At 66.3% G+C, this 14083-nt stretch carries 11 protein-coding genes and 1 pseudogene; 3 read left to right on the forward strand and 9 right to left on the reverse strand.

Features of this window, described 5'->3' with window-relative positions:
- Positions 1 to 82 precede the first annotated feature (82 nt).
- From truD to QFZ41_RS03050, 8 genes are read right to left on the reverse strand one after another with little or no spacing between them, the layout of a single operon-like run.
- On the reverse strand, positions 83 to 1099 hold the full coding sequence (gene truD, locus QFZ41_RS03015; protein ID WP_429197391.1) for a tRNA pseudouridine(13) synthase TruD: 1017 nt from the start codon (positions 1097 to 1099) through the stop codon (positions 83 to 85).
- Positions 1100 to 1108: 9 nt separating this feature from the next.
- The gene (mgtE, locus tag QFZ41_RS03020) at positions 1109 to 2536 is read right to left on the reverse strand and encodes a magnesium transporter (RefSeq protein ID WP_429197392.1); all 1428 of its coding nucleotides are present in this window, start codon (positions 2534 to 2536) and stop codon (positions 1109 to 1111) included.
- On the reverse strand, positions 2533 to 3006 hold the full coding sequence (ispF, locus tag QFZ41_RS03025; protein WP_429197393.1) for a 2-C-methyl-D-erythritol 2,4-cyclodiphosphate synthase: 474 nt from the start codon (positions 3004 to 3006) through the stop codon (positions 2533 to 2535). Before ispF ends, mgtE begins: the two co-directional genes overlap by 4 nt.
- Entirely contained in the window at positions 3006 to 3695 is a 690-nt protein-coding gene (ispD, locus tag QFZ41_RS03030; RefSeq protein WP_429197394.1) for a 2-C-methyl-D-erythritol 4-phosphate cytidylyltransferase, read from the reverse strand. The genes ispF and ispD overlap by 1 nt, the downstream gene beginning before the upstream one ends.
- Entirely contained in the window at positions 3695 to 4024 is a 330-nt protein-coding gene (gene ftsB, locus QFZ41_RS03035; RefSeq protein ID WP_429200172.1) for a cell division protein FtsB, read from the reverse strand. The genes ispD and ftsB overlap by 1 nt, the downstream gene beginning before the upstream one ends.
- A gap of 23 nt (positions 4025 to 4047) precedes the next feature.
- Positions 4048 to 5346, reverse strand: coding sequence for a phosphopyruvate hydratase (gene eno / locus QFZ41_RS03040; protein ID WP_429197395.1), 1299 nt, complete (start codon positions 5344 to 5346; stop codon positions 4048 to 4050).
- A 33-nt stretch (positions 5347 to 5379) separates the two neighbouring features.
- A complete protein-coding gene (kdsA, locus tag QFZ41_RS03045) occupies positions 5380 to 6210 on the reverse strand; it encodes a 3-deoxy-8-phosphooctulonate synthase (protein ID WP_429197396.1) in 831 nt (276 codons plus the stop codon).
- Entirely contained in the window at positions 6207 to 7886 is a 1680-nt protein-coding gene (locus QFZ41_RS03050) for a CTP synthase (RefSeq protein ID WP_429197397.1), read from the reverse strand. Before QFZ41_RS03050 ends, kdsA begins: the two co-directional genes overlap by 4 nt.
- 337 nt (positions 7887 to 8223) lie before the next feature.
- On the opposite strand from QFZ41_RS03050, the pseudogene QFZ41_RS03055 reads away from it, so the two are divergent.
- From QFZ41_RS03055 to parE, 3 genes and pseudogenes are all read left to right on the forward strand, one after another.
- A pseudogene (locus QFZ41_RS03055) lies at positions 8224 to 8844 on the forward strand (aminopeptidase P family N-terminal domain-containing protein); the annotation flags it as partial.
- 145 nt (positions 8845 to 8989) lie between these two features.
- Positions 8990 to 9976, forward strand: a complete 987-nt coding sequence (locus QFZ41_RS03060) for a M24B family metallopeptidase (protein ID WP_429197398.1) — start codon at positions 8990 to 8992, stop codon at positions 9974 to 9976.
- Between the two features lie 258 nt (positions 9977 to 10234).
- Complete coding sequence (parE, locus tag QFZ41_RS03065; protein ID WP_429197399.1) at positions 10235 to 12124, forward strand: DNA topoisomerase IV subunit B; 1890 nt, start codon at positions 10235 to 10237, stop codon at positions 12122 to 12124.
- Between the two features lie 191 nt (positions 12125 to 12315).
- Here the strand turns inward: parE and pgi are convergent, their stop codons facing one another.
- Complete coding sequence (gene pgi, locus QFZ41_RS03070) at positions 12316 to 13950, reverse strand: glucose-6-phosphate isomerase (protein WP_429197400.1); 1635 nt, start codon at positions 13948 to 13950, stop codon at positions 12316 to 12318.
- Between the last annotated feature and the right edge of the window lie 133 nt (positions 13951 to 14083).

A 14083-nucleotide genomic window follows, 5' to 3' on the forward strand; every position in this document is an offset into this window, starting at 1 on the left:
CCGCTGCCGCAGGATCGCCGACAAGGTCGGCTCCCACAGGTTCGCCGTCTGCCTGGGTGGGAGCCGACCCTGTCGGCGATGGCTACAGGGTAGCCGCGACCTCGCGGATCACCGTCGTGGCATACGCCCCCGCAGGCAACTCGAACGAGACCTCCAGCGCGCCATCGTCGAGCCAGCGCCACGCGAACTCGCGCGGTTGCAGGCGCAAGGCGCGCCGTTCCTGATCCATGCGCGCGTCGGCCAGGCCTTTAGCCAGGTCCTCGTCGCGCGCCGCCACCGCTCGCTCCAGCTCGCCCGCCGCCTCCGACGCAGGCGTCTCGCCACGACCCCACAAAGGCCCGGACGGATGAATATCGAACCGGGCCAGCCGTTCCGCCAGCGTGGCGTCGAACGGCTCCGGGCCGAACCACGAGCGTGACCCTTCAAGCGACCATATCTCGCCATCCATCGGCGCGTCCCATCGACCGGCGGTGACGCGTTCCGCGAGCACGCCGTTGAAGATATGCGAGCGCGCCGCGGAGAGCAGGATCGACCGCTTGTCTCGATCGACACGGCGGCCACCGAACATGGCGCGCGCCTGGACGACGTTGTTGCCGCCAAGACCGAAACGCTGCTCACCGAAATAGTTGGGCACGCCGCGCCGCGCGATCTCGCCCAGCCGCACCTCGGCCGCGGCGCGATCGCCCTCGACCTCGCGCAACACCAGGACGAAGCGATTGCCGCGCAGCGCACCCCGCTTGATCTTGCGCGAATGCCGGCCGAGCGACCGGATCGTCACGTCGGCATGGGGAAATGCCGACCAGTCCGGATCGGCCTTTCCCGGCAGTTGCACCGTGAACACCTGCCGGGTCACCGCGTGGCGATCCTTCATGCCGGCGTAGCCGACGTTCATCGGCGCGGTACCGGCGAATTTCGCCAGTTCGCGCGCCACCCAATCGGTGTTCGCGCCGCGCTTCTCGACGACCAGGAAGGCGTGTTCGCCTGCGCCATCGGCTTCGTAGCCAAGGATTTCCTCGACGAAGAAATCATCGGGCGTCGAGCGCAAACGGGCGCGCAGCGGCGGTGCGCCGAAGGCGAAAGGTAGTTCGTTGTCGCTCATGGAAAGCCTTTACAGCAAGAACAGCGTGGCGAGGCCGAGGAAAATGAAGAAACCACCGCTATCGGTCATCGCGGTGATCAGCACGCTCGACCCCAGCGCCGGATCGCGCCCGAGCTTCGTCATGAGCATGGGAATGCCCACGCCCATGAAGGCGGCGAGCAACAGGTTCAGCGTCATCGCGGACATCATCACCAGGCCGAGCGAGAGGCTGCCGTACAGCAGCCACGCAACGATGCCGATCGCGCCGCCCCATACGATGCCGTTGACCAGCGAAACCGCCATTTCCTTGCGCCACAAGCGCCGGGCCTGCGAGACGCCGATCTGTTCCAACGCCATCGCGCGGACGATCATCGTGATGGTCTGGTTACCTGAATTGCCACCGATGCCGGCGACGATGGGCATCAACGCGGCCAGGGCGACGAGCTTCTCGATCGAGTGTTCGAACAAGCCGATGACGCGCGAGGCTATGAAGGCGGTGATCAGGTTGATGGCCAGCCACGCCCAACGATTGCGCACGGACTTCCACACCGAGGCGAAGATGTCCTCTTCCTCGCGCAGGCCGCCGCGCGACAGTGCTTCGGTTTCGCTCTCCTCGCGGATGAAATCGAGCATGGCGTCGACGGCGATACGGCCGATCAGGCGCTGATGCGCGTCGACGACGGGCGCGGTGACCAGGTCGTAACGTTCGAACGCCTGCGCCACGTCGTAGGCATCGTCCTCCGGACGGAACGTGTTCACATCCGGCGCCATGATCTCGCGGACCATCTTCTCCGGCGAGTTCACCAACAGCCAGTGCAGCGGCAGCACGCCGGTGAGCACATTGTCGGAGTTGACCACGAAAAGCTTGTCGGTCTGCGCCGGCAGCTCATCGAACCGGCGCAGGTAACGCAGCACCACTTCGAGGCTGATGTCCTCGCGGATGGTGACCATGTCGAAATCCATCAGCGCGCCGACCTGGTCGTCCTCGTAGGACATGGCCGCCTGCACGCGCTCGCGCTCCTGCGCGTCGAGGCTGGCCATCAGTTCGGGCAGTACCTCGGTTGGCAGGTCATCGACGAGGTCGGCGAGTTCGTCCGCGTCCAGAGGCTCGACGGCGGCGAGGATCTCGCGGTCGTCCATGTCCGCGATCAGCGATTCGCGAACCGAATCCGATACCTCGAGCAGGATGTCGCCATCGCGATCGGAACGTACGCGCTGCCAGACCGCGAGGCGGTCTTCCAGCGGCAGCGATTCCAGCACGTCCGCCAGATCGGCCGGATGCAGTTCGTCGAGTCGCGCCTGGAGTTCCGCGTCCGCGGCTTCCAGCGCCGCATCGTCGCCATCGGGTGCGGCGCCGGCAAAGGCGAGCAGGCCCTCGCGGCGACGCAGCAGGTCGACGATCGTCTCCAGCCTGTCGTGCAGGCGAGGCGTGGAGGCGCGGGGCTCGTTCTCGCTCATGCGCGCAGCACCAGCACCGTGGCCAGCGCGGCGATGCCTTCGCGGCGGCCCGTGAAGCCGAGCGTCTCGGTGGTGGTGGCCTTGATGCTGATCCGGTCGATATCGACGCCGAGGTCGGCGGCGATGATCTCGCGCATGGCCTGCGCATGCGGCCCCACTTTCGGCGCTTCGCAAACGACCGTCACGTCCGCGTTGCCCAGCACGTAGCCACGTTCGGCCAGCATGGCCGCCACGGCACGGACGAAGCTGCGGCTGTCGGCATCACGCCAGCGTTCGTCCGTGGGAGGAAAGTGCTTGCCGATATCGCCGAGCGCCAGTGCACCGAGCAAGGCGTCGCAAAGGGCATGCAGCACCACGTCACCATCGGAATGCGCGAGCACGCCCTGCCCATGCGGCACGCGCACGCCACCCAGCATCACGTGGTCGCCTTCGCCGAACGCGTGGACGTCGAATCCCTGGCCGATGCGCATTACCGTGTCCTCCCTAGAAGGAACTCCGCCAGCGCGAAATCGGCCGGCGTCGTCACCTTGATATTGTCTTCCGATCCTTCCACCAGCAGGGGCGACACGCCGGTCCGCTCCATGGCCATCGCCTCATCGCTCACCACGATACCCGCCTCGGCGGCAAGGTGGAGTGCATGCGCCAGCGCACCGCGACGGAACATCTGCGGGGTGAAGGCACGCCAGCGGCCATCGCGCGGTTCGGTGGCGATGCTGTGACACGTTGGGTCGGAACGTTTCAGGGTGTCGCGAAGGGGCGCACCGAGCAAGCCGCCCTCCCCTTTTCCCGCCATTTCGACGAGCCGTTCGATGTCACCGGCGCGCACGCACGGCCGCGCGGCATCGTGCACCAGCACGAACTCGTCATCCGCCACGCCGGGCGGCAGCGCATGCAGGCCGGCCAGCACCGAAGCACTGCGCTCGCTGCCGCCGATGGTGACGATCAACGGCTTGCCGCCGATGGTATCGGTGGCCGCGAAATGCATGTCGTCAGCCGCGATGGCCACCAGCAACCCGGCGATACGTGGGTGGGCCGCCAACCGTTCCAGCGTGTGATCTATGAGCGGCCGGCCGGCCAGCCACTGGTATTGCTTCGGCCGGTCGCCGCCAGCCCGGACACCCTTGCCGGCGGCCGGAACCACGCACCAGAGGGCATCCATCACTGGCCGCCGGGGGCGATGGGCGGCGGAGGCGGGGGCGCGCTGGTCGCGGCCCCCGGCTCCACCACCTGATAGAACGTCTCACCCGGCTTGACCAGGCCCAGTTCCTGGCGCGCGCGTGCCTCGGTGGCTTGCTCGCCGTGTTTCAGGTCTTCGACGTCCGCGGCGAGCGCCTGGTTGCGCTTCTGCAAGCTGGCGTTCTCCTCGGTCTGTTTCTTGACCGCTTCACGCAGCGAATCGACCTCGGCCATGCCCCCACCGCCGACCCACAGCTTGAGCTGCAGCGCGATGAGGACGATGACGAGGATCAGGCCGACCCAGCGCAGGATTGCCGCGTTGCTCAAGGCGAGTCTCAGCCGGGCAGTTTCGACAGGCTCGGGAAGGCGTTGCGGCCCGCATACGCCGCCTTGGCACCGAGCGCTTCCTCGATGCGCAGCAACTGGTTGTACTTGGCCACGCGGTCGGTACGGCAGAGCGAGCCGGTCTTGATCTGCGTGGCGGTGGTGGCCACGGCGATATCGGAGATCGTGGTGTCCTCGGTTTCACCCGAGCGGTGCGAAACGATCGCCGCGTATTTCGCGCGATGAGCCATGGCGATGGCTTCGAGCGTTTCGGACAGCGTGCCGATCTGGTTGACCTTGATCAGGATGGCGTTGGCGATCTTCTTGTCGATGCCTTCCTGGAAGATCTTCGGGTTGGTCACGAAGAGGTCGTCGCCGACCAGCTGGATGCCTTCGCCGATGGCCTTGGTGAGATGCGCCCAGCCCGTCCAGTCGCCTTCGGCCATGCCGTCCTCGATGGTGACGATGGGGTACTGCTTCGACCACGACGCCAGCGTGTCCACCCATTGTTCCGGCGTGAACACCTTGCCCTCGCCTTCGAGGTCGTACTTGCCATCCTTGAAGAACTCGGAGCTGGCCACGTCGAGGCCCAGCAGGATGTCGCTTCCGACCTTGTAGCCGGCCTTGGTCACCGCTTCCAGGATCGTATCCAGTGCCTCGACATTGGACTTGAGGTTAGGCGCGAAGCCGCCTTCGTCACCAACCGAGGTGTTGAGGCCACGGCCCTTGAGCACCGACTTCAGCGCATGGAATATCTCGGCGCCGTAGCGCAGCGCCTCGGCGAAGTTCGGTGCGCCGACCGGCAGCACCATGAACTCCTGCACATCGACGTTGTTGTCGGCATGAGCGCCACCGTTGATGATGTTCATCATCGGCACCGGCAGCGAACCGCCGCCGTCCACCATCAGGTACTGCCAGAGGGCCTGCTTCTTCGACGCGGCCACGGCGTGCGCGGCGGCCATCGATACGCCCAGCAAGGCATTGGCGCCGAGCTTGCCCTTGTTTTCGGTGCCATCCAGCGCGATGAGCTTGCCATCGAGGCCCTTCTGGTCGGCGGCGTCGTAGCCCTTCAGCGCACCGGCGATGGTGGTGTTGACGTTGGCCACGGCGTTCTTCACGCCCTTACCGCCATAGCGGCCCTTGTCGCCGTCGCGCAGCTCGACCGCCTCGCGCGTGCCGGTGGACGCACCGCTGGGAACGGCCGCGCGGCCGAAGGAACCGTCGGCGAGCGTGACCTCGGCTTCGAGGGTCGGGTTACCGCGGGAATCGAGGATTTCGCGAGCGTGGATCTTGGTAATGGACGTGGTCATGCGCTTCCCGTTGCGAGTTGGAATGACTGAAAATCAGGCGTGGTTCTTGAATCCACGGCGCTTCACGGCGCCATCGAGTTCCATCAGGGTCTCGAGCAATTCTTCCATCTGGTCGAGCGGCCAGGCGTTCGGGCCGTCGCTCAGTGCCTTGGCCGGCTCCGGATGGGTTTCGGCGAACAGGCCGGCGACGCCGACGGCCACGGCCGCGCGCGCCAGCACCGGCACGAACTCGCGCTGGCCGCCGGAGCTGGTGCCCTGGCCACCCGGCAGCTGCACCGAATGGGTGGCGTCGAAGACCACCGGGCAGTTCGTCTCGCGCATCACCGCGAGCGAGCGCATGTCGGAGACCAGGTTGTTATAGCCGAAGCTCGCGCCGCGCTCGCACACGAGGATGTCGTTGTTGCCAACGTCGAAGGCCTTCTGCACGACGTTCTTCATGTCCCAGGGCGCGAGGAACTGACCCTTCTTGATGTTCACCGGCTTGCCGGCGCGGGCCACGTTCTGGATGAAATCGGTCTGGCGGCAAAGGAAGGCCGGCGTCTGCAGCACATCGACGACGGCGGCGACCTCGTTCATCGGAGTGTACTCGTGCACATCGGTGATCACCGGCACGCCGATCTGCCGCTTCACCGCTTCGAGCACCTTCAGGCCTTCTTCGAGCCCCGGACCGCGGAAGCTCGCGCCCGACGAGCGGTTGGCCTTGTCGAAGCTGGACTTGAAGATGAAGTTGATGCCGAGACGGCCCGTGATTTCCTTGAGCTTGCCGGCGACATCGAGCTGCAGTTGCATCGACTCGATGACGCAGGGGCCCGCGATCAGGAACAGCGGCTGGTCGAGACCAGCCTCGAAACCACAAAGCTTCATGCGGCGGACTCCTCGGAACGGATGGCGAGCTTGTCGCCGTCGCGGACGGCCTTGTATTCGCGCGCGGCGCGGACGAAGCCGATGAACAGCGGGTGGCCCTCGCGCGGCGTCGAGGTGAATTCCGGGTGGGCCTGGCAACCCAGGAACCACGGGTGGACCTGACGCGGCAACTCGACGATCTCCACCAGCAGGTCGTCCATCGACTTGCCCGAGATCACCAGGCCGAGATCCTCGAACGACTGGCGGTAACGGTTGTTGAACTCGTAGCGGTGGCGATGGCGTTCACGCACCACGTCCTCGCCATACAGTTCACGCGCCAGGGTGCCTGCCTTCAGGCGGCACTCCTGCGCACCCAGGCGCATGGTACCGCCGAGGTCCGACCGCTCGCTGCGCTGCTCGGTTTCACCGGTGGCGGTCGTCCACTCGGTGATGAGGGCGATGACCGGATCTGGCGTGTTGCGGTCGTTCTCGCTGGAATCGGCATGGGTCAGGCCCGCGGTGTTGCGCGCGAACTCGACCACAGCGGCGTGCATGCCGTAGCAGATGCCGAAGTACGGGATGCCGGTCTCGCGTGCGAACTGGGCGGCGAGGATCTTGCCCTCAAAGCCACGCTTGCCGAAACCGCCCGGCACGAGGATGGCGTCGGCGTCACCGAGCACCGCGCGAGCACCGCGCGCCTCCACGTCCTCGGAATCCACCCAGCGCAGGTTCACCCGCGTCGCCTGGTTGATACCGCCGTGGCGCAAGGCCTCGCCCAGCGACTTGTAGGCATCCTTGTGTTCGACGTACTTGCCGACGATGGCCACGGTGACTTCGTCGCGCGGATGCTCCACGGCCTCGACCGTGCGCTCCCAGCTGGAGAGGTCGGCCGGGCCCGCGTCGAGGCCGAGGCGCTTGATGACGAGTTCGTCCAGGCCCTGCTCGTGCAGCCACATCGGGAGCTTGTAGATGACGTCGACGTCGATCGTGCTGATGACGGCATTCTTCGGCACGTTGGTGAACAGCGCGATCTTGTGGCGCTCGCCGTCGGGCAGCGGTTCCTCGCAACGGCACAGCAGCACGTCGGGCTGGATACCGATCGAGCGGAGTTCCTTCACCGAATGCTGGGTCGGCTTGGTCTTGATCTCGCCGGCGGCCTTGATATACGGGACCAGGGTGAGGTGCACGAACATGCACTTCTCCGGCCCGTGCTCGATGCGCAACTGGCGGATCGCCTCCAGGAAGGGCAACGACTCGATGTCGCCGACCGTGCCGCCGATCTCGACCAGGGCCACGTCGAAACCACGCGTGGCCTCATGGATGGAGTGCTTGATCTCGTCGGTGATGTGCGGGATCACTTGCACGGTGGCGCCGAGGTAGTCGCCGCGGCGCTCCTTGCGGATCACCGATTCGTAGATCTTGCCCGCGGTGATCGAATTCTTGCCGGTCAGCCGGGTGCGGACGAAGCGCTCGTAATGGCCGAGATCGAGATCGGTTTCCGCGCCATCGTCGGTGACGTAGACCTCACCGTGCTGGAAGGGGCTCATGGTGCCCGGATCCACGTTGATGTACGGATCGAGCTTCATCATGGTCACGGAAAGACCGCGGGCCTCGAGGATGGAGGCAAGCGACGCCGCTGCGATGCCTTTCCCAAGGGAAGACACCACACCGCCGGTGACGAAAATCAGGGGAGTCATGCGAGCAGCCAGTGCTGGAAATTTGTATTTTACCTAAGCGGGCCCCCACTCGCGAGTGGTAACTGAATAGAAAGCCGAAGCGCCCCTCCCCGCTCGATGCCCGCCTATCGTGGAAACCGTGCCCCCTGGTGGGAAGCGCGCTGGCGCGCGATCGGCCTAGAGGAACCCTTTTCGCGCGCCAGCGCGCTTCCCACCCCCTTCCTTGCTTCCCACCCGCTTGCTTCCCACTCCCTTGCTTCCCCCTCCGCTCCTTGCTTCCCACCGGCGGTTCTCCCGATACCATGGGGGGATGAATGATTCCCTGATTCCCGCCCGCCTCCAGGCTCTTCGCGCCGCCATGGCCCGCGAAAGCGTCGCCGCCGTCATCGTGCCCACGGCCGATCCGCACCTCTCCGAGTACCTGCCGCCACGCTGGCAGGCGCGCCAGTGGCTGTCCGGCTTCACCGGCTCGGCCGGCACCCTGGTGGTCACCGCCACCGGCGGCGGACTGTGGACCGATTCCCGTTACTTCGCCCAGGCCGAGGCCGAACTGACGGGAAGCGGCCTCCCTCTGATGAAACTCAACGTGGCGCACACACCGGAACACGTGGCCTGGCTGGCGGAGCAAGTGGGTGCCGGCGACACTGTCGTCGTGGCGGGGGACAGCCTTTCCGTGGCGGCCGCTGAGAGCCTCTCCCGGCGGCTCGACACCGCCGGCGCCCGCCTGCGCACCGACCTCGACCTGCCCGCGGCCATCTGGAGCGACCGTCCCGCAAGGCCGGAAGCGCCGGTCTATGCCCACGAGCCGCCTTTCGCCACCGTCCAGCGCGCCGACAAACTGCGCCACGTCCGCACCGCGATGCGCCGGGCCGGCGCCACGCACCACCTGCTCTCCAGCCTCGACGACGTCGCCTGGTTGATGAACCTTCGCGGCGCCGATGTCGAATACAACCCGGTCTTCCTGGCCCACCTCCTGGTCGAGGAAACGCGAGCCACCCTGTTTATCGACGCCGCCAAGGTGCCCTCCGCGCTGAAGGCCGCCCCTGGCCGGCGATGGCATCGCCCTGGCCGATTACGGCACGGCCGCCTCGGCGATCGCCGCGCTGCCCGACGACGCGGCGCTGATGTACGACGCCGGCCGTGTCGTCGTGTCCGTGCTGGAAGGGCTGCCCGCCAGCGTGAAGCAGGTGCGCGCGCCGCACCCGTCGACCGCGCAGAAGGCGCGCAAGACCGCGGAGGAACTGGACCACATCCGCGACGTGATGCGTCGCGATGGCGCCGCGCTTGCCCGCGCGTTCCGGCGCATCGAGGCGGGGCTCGCCGCCGGCCAGGCATTGACGGAACTGGACGTCGACACGATCGTGCGAGCCGCGCGCGAGGCGCAGGCCGGGTTCGTGGGCGAGAGCTTCTCCACCATCGCCGGCTACCAGGCCAACGGTGCCCTGCCGCATTACCGCGCCACCGAAGCCTCGTTCAGCCCGCTCGCCGCCAAGGGACTGCTCCTGGTCGACTCCGGTGGCCAGTACCTCGGCGGAACCACCGACATCACGCGAGTGCTCGCGCTGGGGCCCGTCACCGATGAACAACGTCGCGATTCGACCCTGGTCCTGAAAGGCATGATCGCGCTGTCGCGCGCCCGCTTTCCCAAGGGCGCCAGCGGCCCACAGCTCGACGCCCTCGCCCGTGCCCCGCTCTGGGCCGCGGGCATGGACTTCGGCCACGGCACGGGCCACGGCGTGGGTTACTTCCTGAACGTGCATGAGGGTCCGCACGGCATCCGGCCACCCGTGGCGGGGGGCGCGCTGGTGCCGCTGGAGACGGGAATGATCACTTCGATCGAGCCCGGCCTCTATAAAACGGGCCGTTACGGCATCCGCCACGAAAACCTGGCCGTGGTGACCCAGGCCGACTCGACCGAGTTCGGCGAATTCCTGGCCTTCGAGACGCTGACGCTCTGCCCGTTCGACCGCCGAGGCCTGGAGCCCCGCCTCCTGGAGCCTTCGGAACGCGCGTGGCTGGACGATTACCACGCCACCGTCCGCGCGGCATTGTCCCCACTGCTCGACGGTGCCGACCGCGAATGGCTGGAATGGCACTGCGCGCCGATCTAACCCTCGGTGCCCGCCCGACCCGGGCGGCCTTCCTCTCTGGTGGGAGCCGACCCTGTCGGCGATCCCGCGGCAGCGGGCCGGGTCAAGGCAGGCACCCATCGCCGACAGGGTCGGCTCCCACCAGGGTTGGCTATCGGATGCGCCGTACCGGGAACATGCCGATCACCAATCTCACGGGATGACACAGGCATCTTCCAGGCTTGACCATCCTGGGGACCTGACCCCATCCTGCCCGGCTACGTCACACCCGCGAAGACCATGAATACTCGTTACAACGCCTCAGACATCGAAGTCCTCAGCGGCCTTGACCCCGTCAAGCGCCGGCCGGGCATGTACACGGACACCTCGCGACCGAACCACCTCGCTCAGGAAGTCATCGACAACTCGGTCGACGAGGCGCTCGCGGGACATGCCAAGACCATCGAAGTCACGGTGTTCAACGATGGCTCGGTCGAAGTCACCGACGATGGCCGCGGCATGCCAGTGGACATCCATCCGGAAGAGAAGGTCCCGGGTGTCGAACTGATCCTCACGCGCCTGCACGCGGGCGGCAAGTTCTCCAACAAGAACTACGCCTTCTCCGGCGGCCTGCATGGCGTGGGCGTCTCGGTGGTCAACGCGCTGTCCACGCGCGTCGATGTCACCATCCGCCGCGATGCCCAGGAATACCGGATGAGCTTCGCCAACGGCGATCGCGCGAGCGATCTCGAGGTGATCGGCAGCGTCCCGAAGAAGAAGACCGGCACCACGCTGCGCTTCTGGCCCGACCCGAAGTATTTCGATACACCGCGCATCCTCGTCTCGAAGCTGAAGCACCTGCTACGCGCCAAGGCGGTGCTTTGCGCCGGGCTCACCGTGCGCCTGCTCGACGAAGCCTCCGGCGAAACCACGGAGTGGTACTTCGAGGATGGCCTGCCGGATTACCTGCGCGGTGAACTGCAGGGTGCGGAGTCCTTGCCCGCCGAACTGTTCGTGAAACATTTCTCTCGCGAAACCGACGCGCTCGACGTCGCCCTCGCCTGGCTGCCGGAAGGCGAACTGGTCCAGGAAAGCTACGTCAACCTGATCCCCACCGCGCAGGGCGGCACGCACGTGAACGGCCTGCGCTCGGGCCTCACCAACGCCATCCGTGAGTTCTGCGACCTGCGCAACCTGCTGCCGCGCGGCGTGAAGCTGGCGCCGGAAGACGTCTGGGAACGGCTGGCCTTCGTCCTTAGCGTGAAGTTGCAGGAAGCGCAGTTCGCTGGCCAGACGAAAGAACGCCTTTCCTCGCGCAGCGCCGCGGCCATCGTGGAGGGCGTGGTGCACGACGCCTTCAGCCTCTGGCTCAACCAGCACGTGGACACGGGCGAGAAGATCGCCCAGCTCGCCATCGAACGAGCGAGCGCCCGCCTCAAGGCGGCCAAGCAGGTGGTGCGCAAGAAGATCACCCAGGGTCCCGCCCTGCCCGGCAAGCTCGCCGACTGCGCGGCGACCGACCTCACCCGTACCGAACTCTTCCTCGTCGAGGGCGATTCGGCGGGCGGCTCGGCCAAGCAGGCCCGCGACAAGGACTTCCAGGCGATCCTTCCGTTGCGCGGCAAGATCCTCAATACCTGGGAAGTGGAGTCAGGCGCGGTGCTGGCATCGCAGGAAGTGCACGACCTCGCCGTGGCGATCGGTTGCGATCCCGGCAAGGACGATCTCTCCGGCCTGCGCTACGGCAAGGTGGTAATCCTCGCCGATGCCGACTCCGACGGCCTGCACATCGCCACGTTGCTCTCGGCATTGTTCCTGCGCCACTTCCCTTCGCTGGTGCGCGAGGGCCACGTGTTCGTGGCCATGCCGCCGCTCTTCCGCGTCGACGTGGGCAAGCAGGTGTTCTATTGCCTCGACGAGGAAGAGAAACGCCTGATGCTGGAAAAGGTCGAGCGCGAGAAGATGAAGGGCGCCGTCAGTGTCACGCGCTTCAAGGGACTGGGCGAGATGAATCCCGCGCAGCTGCGTGAATCCACCGTCCACCCGGACACGCGTCGCCTCGTTCAGCTCACCATCGAAGCCGACGATGGCACCAACAAGCTGATGGACATGCTGCTGGCAAAGAAGCGCGCCGGCGACCGCAAGCAATGGCTGGAAGACAAGGGCGACCTGGCGACACTCGAGGTCTGAAGTCCGAGGTCCGAAGTCCGAGGCTCGGGCCTCGGGGCTCGGGGCCTGGTGGGAGCCGACCTTGTCGGCGATCCCGCGGCAGCGGGCCCGATTGAGGCAAGCACCCATCGCCGACAAGGTCGGCTCCCACCAGGCCCCGGACATCACGCCGTGCTCTGGGCGAAGCCGACCCTGCCGGCGATGCTCTTCGCTTACCGCCGGTCGCGGATCGCCGAAATCAGCGCACGCGTGGCACCGTCGAACTGCGCCAGGTTGCCAGCGTCCTTGTCGTTGCTCAGCGATGGATAGATCTGCTTGGCGATGACCTTGCCCAGTTCCACACCCCACTGGTCGAACGCGTTGATGCCCCACAGGTGGCCCAGCAGGAACACCTTGTGCTCGTACAGCGCGATCAAGGCGCCCAGCGAGTGCGGCGTAAGCGAATCGAGCATGAACACGGTACTCGGGCGGTCACCCTTGAACGTACGTTGCGCGGCCAGGGCGCGGCGCTCTTCCTCGGTTCCGGTTTTCGCTTCCGCCAGTGCCTCGTCGAACGTCTTGCCCAGAGACAGCGCCGCCGCCTGTGCAAGCAGGTTCGACAGCAGCACGTCGTGGTTCTCGCGCAGCGGATGCGCCGGTTTCACCAGGCCGATGAACTCCAGCGGCACCGTATCCGTGCCCTGGTGCAAAGCCTGAAAGTACGCATGCTGCGCATTGGTGCCGATGCTGCCCCAGACCACCGGCACGGTCGACTGGCGCACTTCGCTGCCGTCATCCGGATGCACATGCTTGCCAAGGCTTTCCATCTCCAACTGCTGCAGGTACGACGGCAGGTCGGCCAGCGAGTCGACGTACGGAACCACCGCCCGGCTGCTGCGGCCGAGGATGTTACGGTTCCAGAATTCGGCGATGGTCAGCAGGACCGGAAGATTGTCCTTCCATTCCGCCGTGAGGAAATGGTCGTCGGCTTCGGCGGCACCGGCGAGCAACTCGCGGAACCCCTTCATGCCGATGGCGAACGCGATCGAGGCACCCACGGCCGACCACAAGGAGAAGCGTCCTCCGACGTAGTCCCACATGGGCAGCACCTGTGAGGCGCCCCATTTGTGCACGGCTTCGTCGTTGGAACTCACGGCGATGAAATGCTTGGAGGTCTTCGCCTCATCACCGCCGTTGGCCTTCAGTATCCAGTTGCGGAAGACACCGCCATTCAGCAGCGTTTCCTGCGTGTTGAAGCTCTTGGAAACCAGGATCACCAGCGTGTGCGCCGGGTCGAGCTTCTTCATCAGGTCGTAGGCGGCCTGGCCGTCCACGTTGGTGAGGAAGTGGCTGGCGATGCCCTTGACGTGGAACTGCTCCAGCGCATGCACGGCCAGGCGCGGCCCCAGGTCCGACCCGCCGATGCCGATGTTCACCACGTCGGTGACGCGACCGATCAGGCCCACCGATTCGCCTTCGCCCTTGTGCACGGCGTTGACGAGGAGTTCCATCTTGTCGAGTGCGTCGGCGACGTCCTTGCGGACCTCGGCCGGAGCCGCCGGATGGCGCGACGCACCACCACGCAGGGCGGTGTGCAGGACGGCGCGATCTTCGGAGGTATTGATGTGCTTGCCGGCGAACATGGCGTCGCGGGCGGCCTTCCAGCCGGTGCCCTCGATGTATTCGCCTACCGCGTCGAGCGCGGCGATGTCGAGCTTCTGCCGCGATACGTCGAGGAGGATCGGGCCCATGCGACGGCGCAGACGCTCACCGCGGGCTTCATCCTGGACGAGATCGCGAAGGGTGGTCTTGGCGAGGCGGGAGGCGTGCTCCTCGAACGAGGGCAACGGTGCGTGCTTTGATTCCATGGCTTCCACTTGGCTGCAACGGAGGGGGAAGCGGCGATGTTACCGCAGTGCAGCGTAAGTGGATTGTATGGATGTTGCGTGGTGGGGCGGCGACTGGTGGGAGAGCATCGCCGACAGGGTCGGCTCCCACCAC

This window comes from Luteibacter sp. W1I16 (genome assembly GCF_050434905.1).
In the GTDB taxonomy this organism is placed as follows: Bacteria; Pseudomonadota; Gammaproteobacteria; order Xanthomonadales; family Rhodanobacteraceae; genus Luteibacter.

Excerpts from the sequence above, each read along its gene's own strand:
- truD (WP_429197391.1), bottom strand. The coding sequence starts at position 1,099 with ATGAGCGACAACGAACTACCTTTCGCCTTCGGCGCACCGCCGCTGCGC.
- mgtE (WP_429197392.1), bottom strand. The coding sequence starts at position 2,536 with ATGAGCGAGAACGAGCCCCGCGCCTCCACGCCTCGCCTGCACGACAGG.
- ispF (WP_429197393.1), bottom strand. The coding sequence starts at position 3,006 with ATGCGCATCGGCCAGGGATTCGACGTCCACGCGTTCGGCGAAGGCGAC.
- ispD (WP_429197394.1), bottom strand. The coding sequence starts at position 3,695 with ATGGATGCCCTCTGGTGCGTGGTTCCGGCCGCCGGCAAGGGTGTCCGG.
- eno (WP_429197395.1), bottom strand. The coding sequence starts at position 5,346 with ATGACCACGTCCATTACCAAGATCCACGCTCGCGAAATCCTCGATTCC.
- kdsA (WP_429197396.1), bottom strand. The coding sequence starts at position 6,210 with ATGAAGCTTTGTGGTTTCGAGGCTGGTCTCGACCAGCCGCTGTTCCTG.
- QFZ41_RS03050 (WP_429197397.1), bottom strand. The coding sequence starts at position 7,886 with ATGACTCCCCTGATTTTCGTCACCGGCGGTGTGGTGTCTTCCCTTGGG.
- QFZ41_RS03060 (WP_429197398.1), top strand. The coding sequence starts at position 8,990 with ATGTACGACGCCGGCCGTGTCGTCGTGTCCGTGCTGGAAGGGCTGCCC.
- parE (WP_429197399.1), top strand. The coding sequence starts at position 10,235 with ATGAATACTCGTTACAACGCCTCAGACATCGAAGTCCTCAGCGGCCTT.
- pgi (WP_429197400.1), bottom strand. The coding sequence starts at position 13,950 with ATGGAATCAAAGCACGCACCGTTGCCCTCGTTCGAGGAGCACGCCTCC.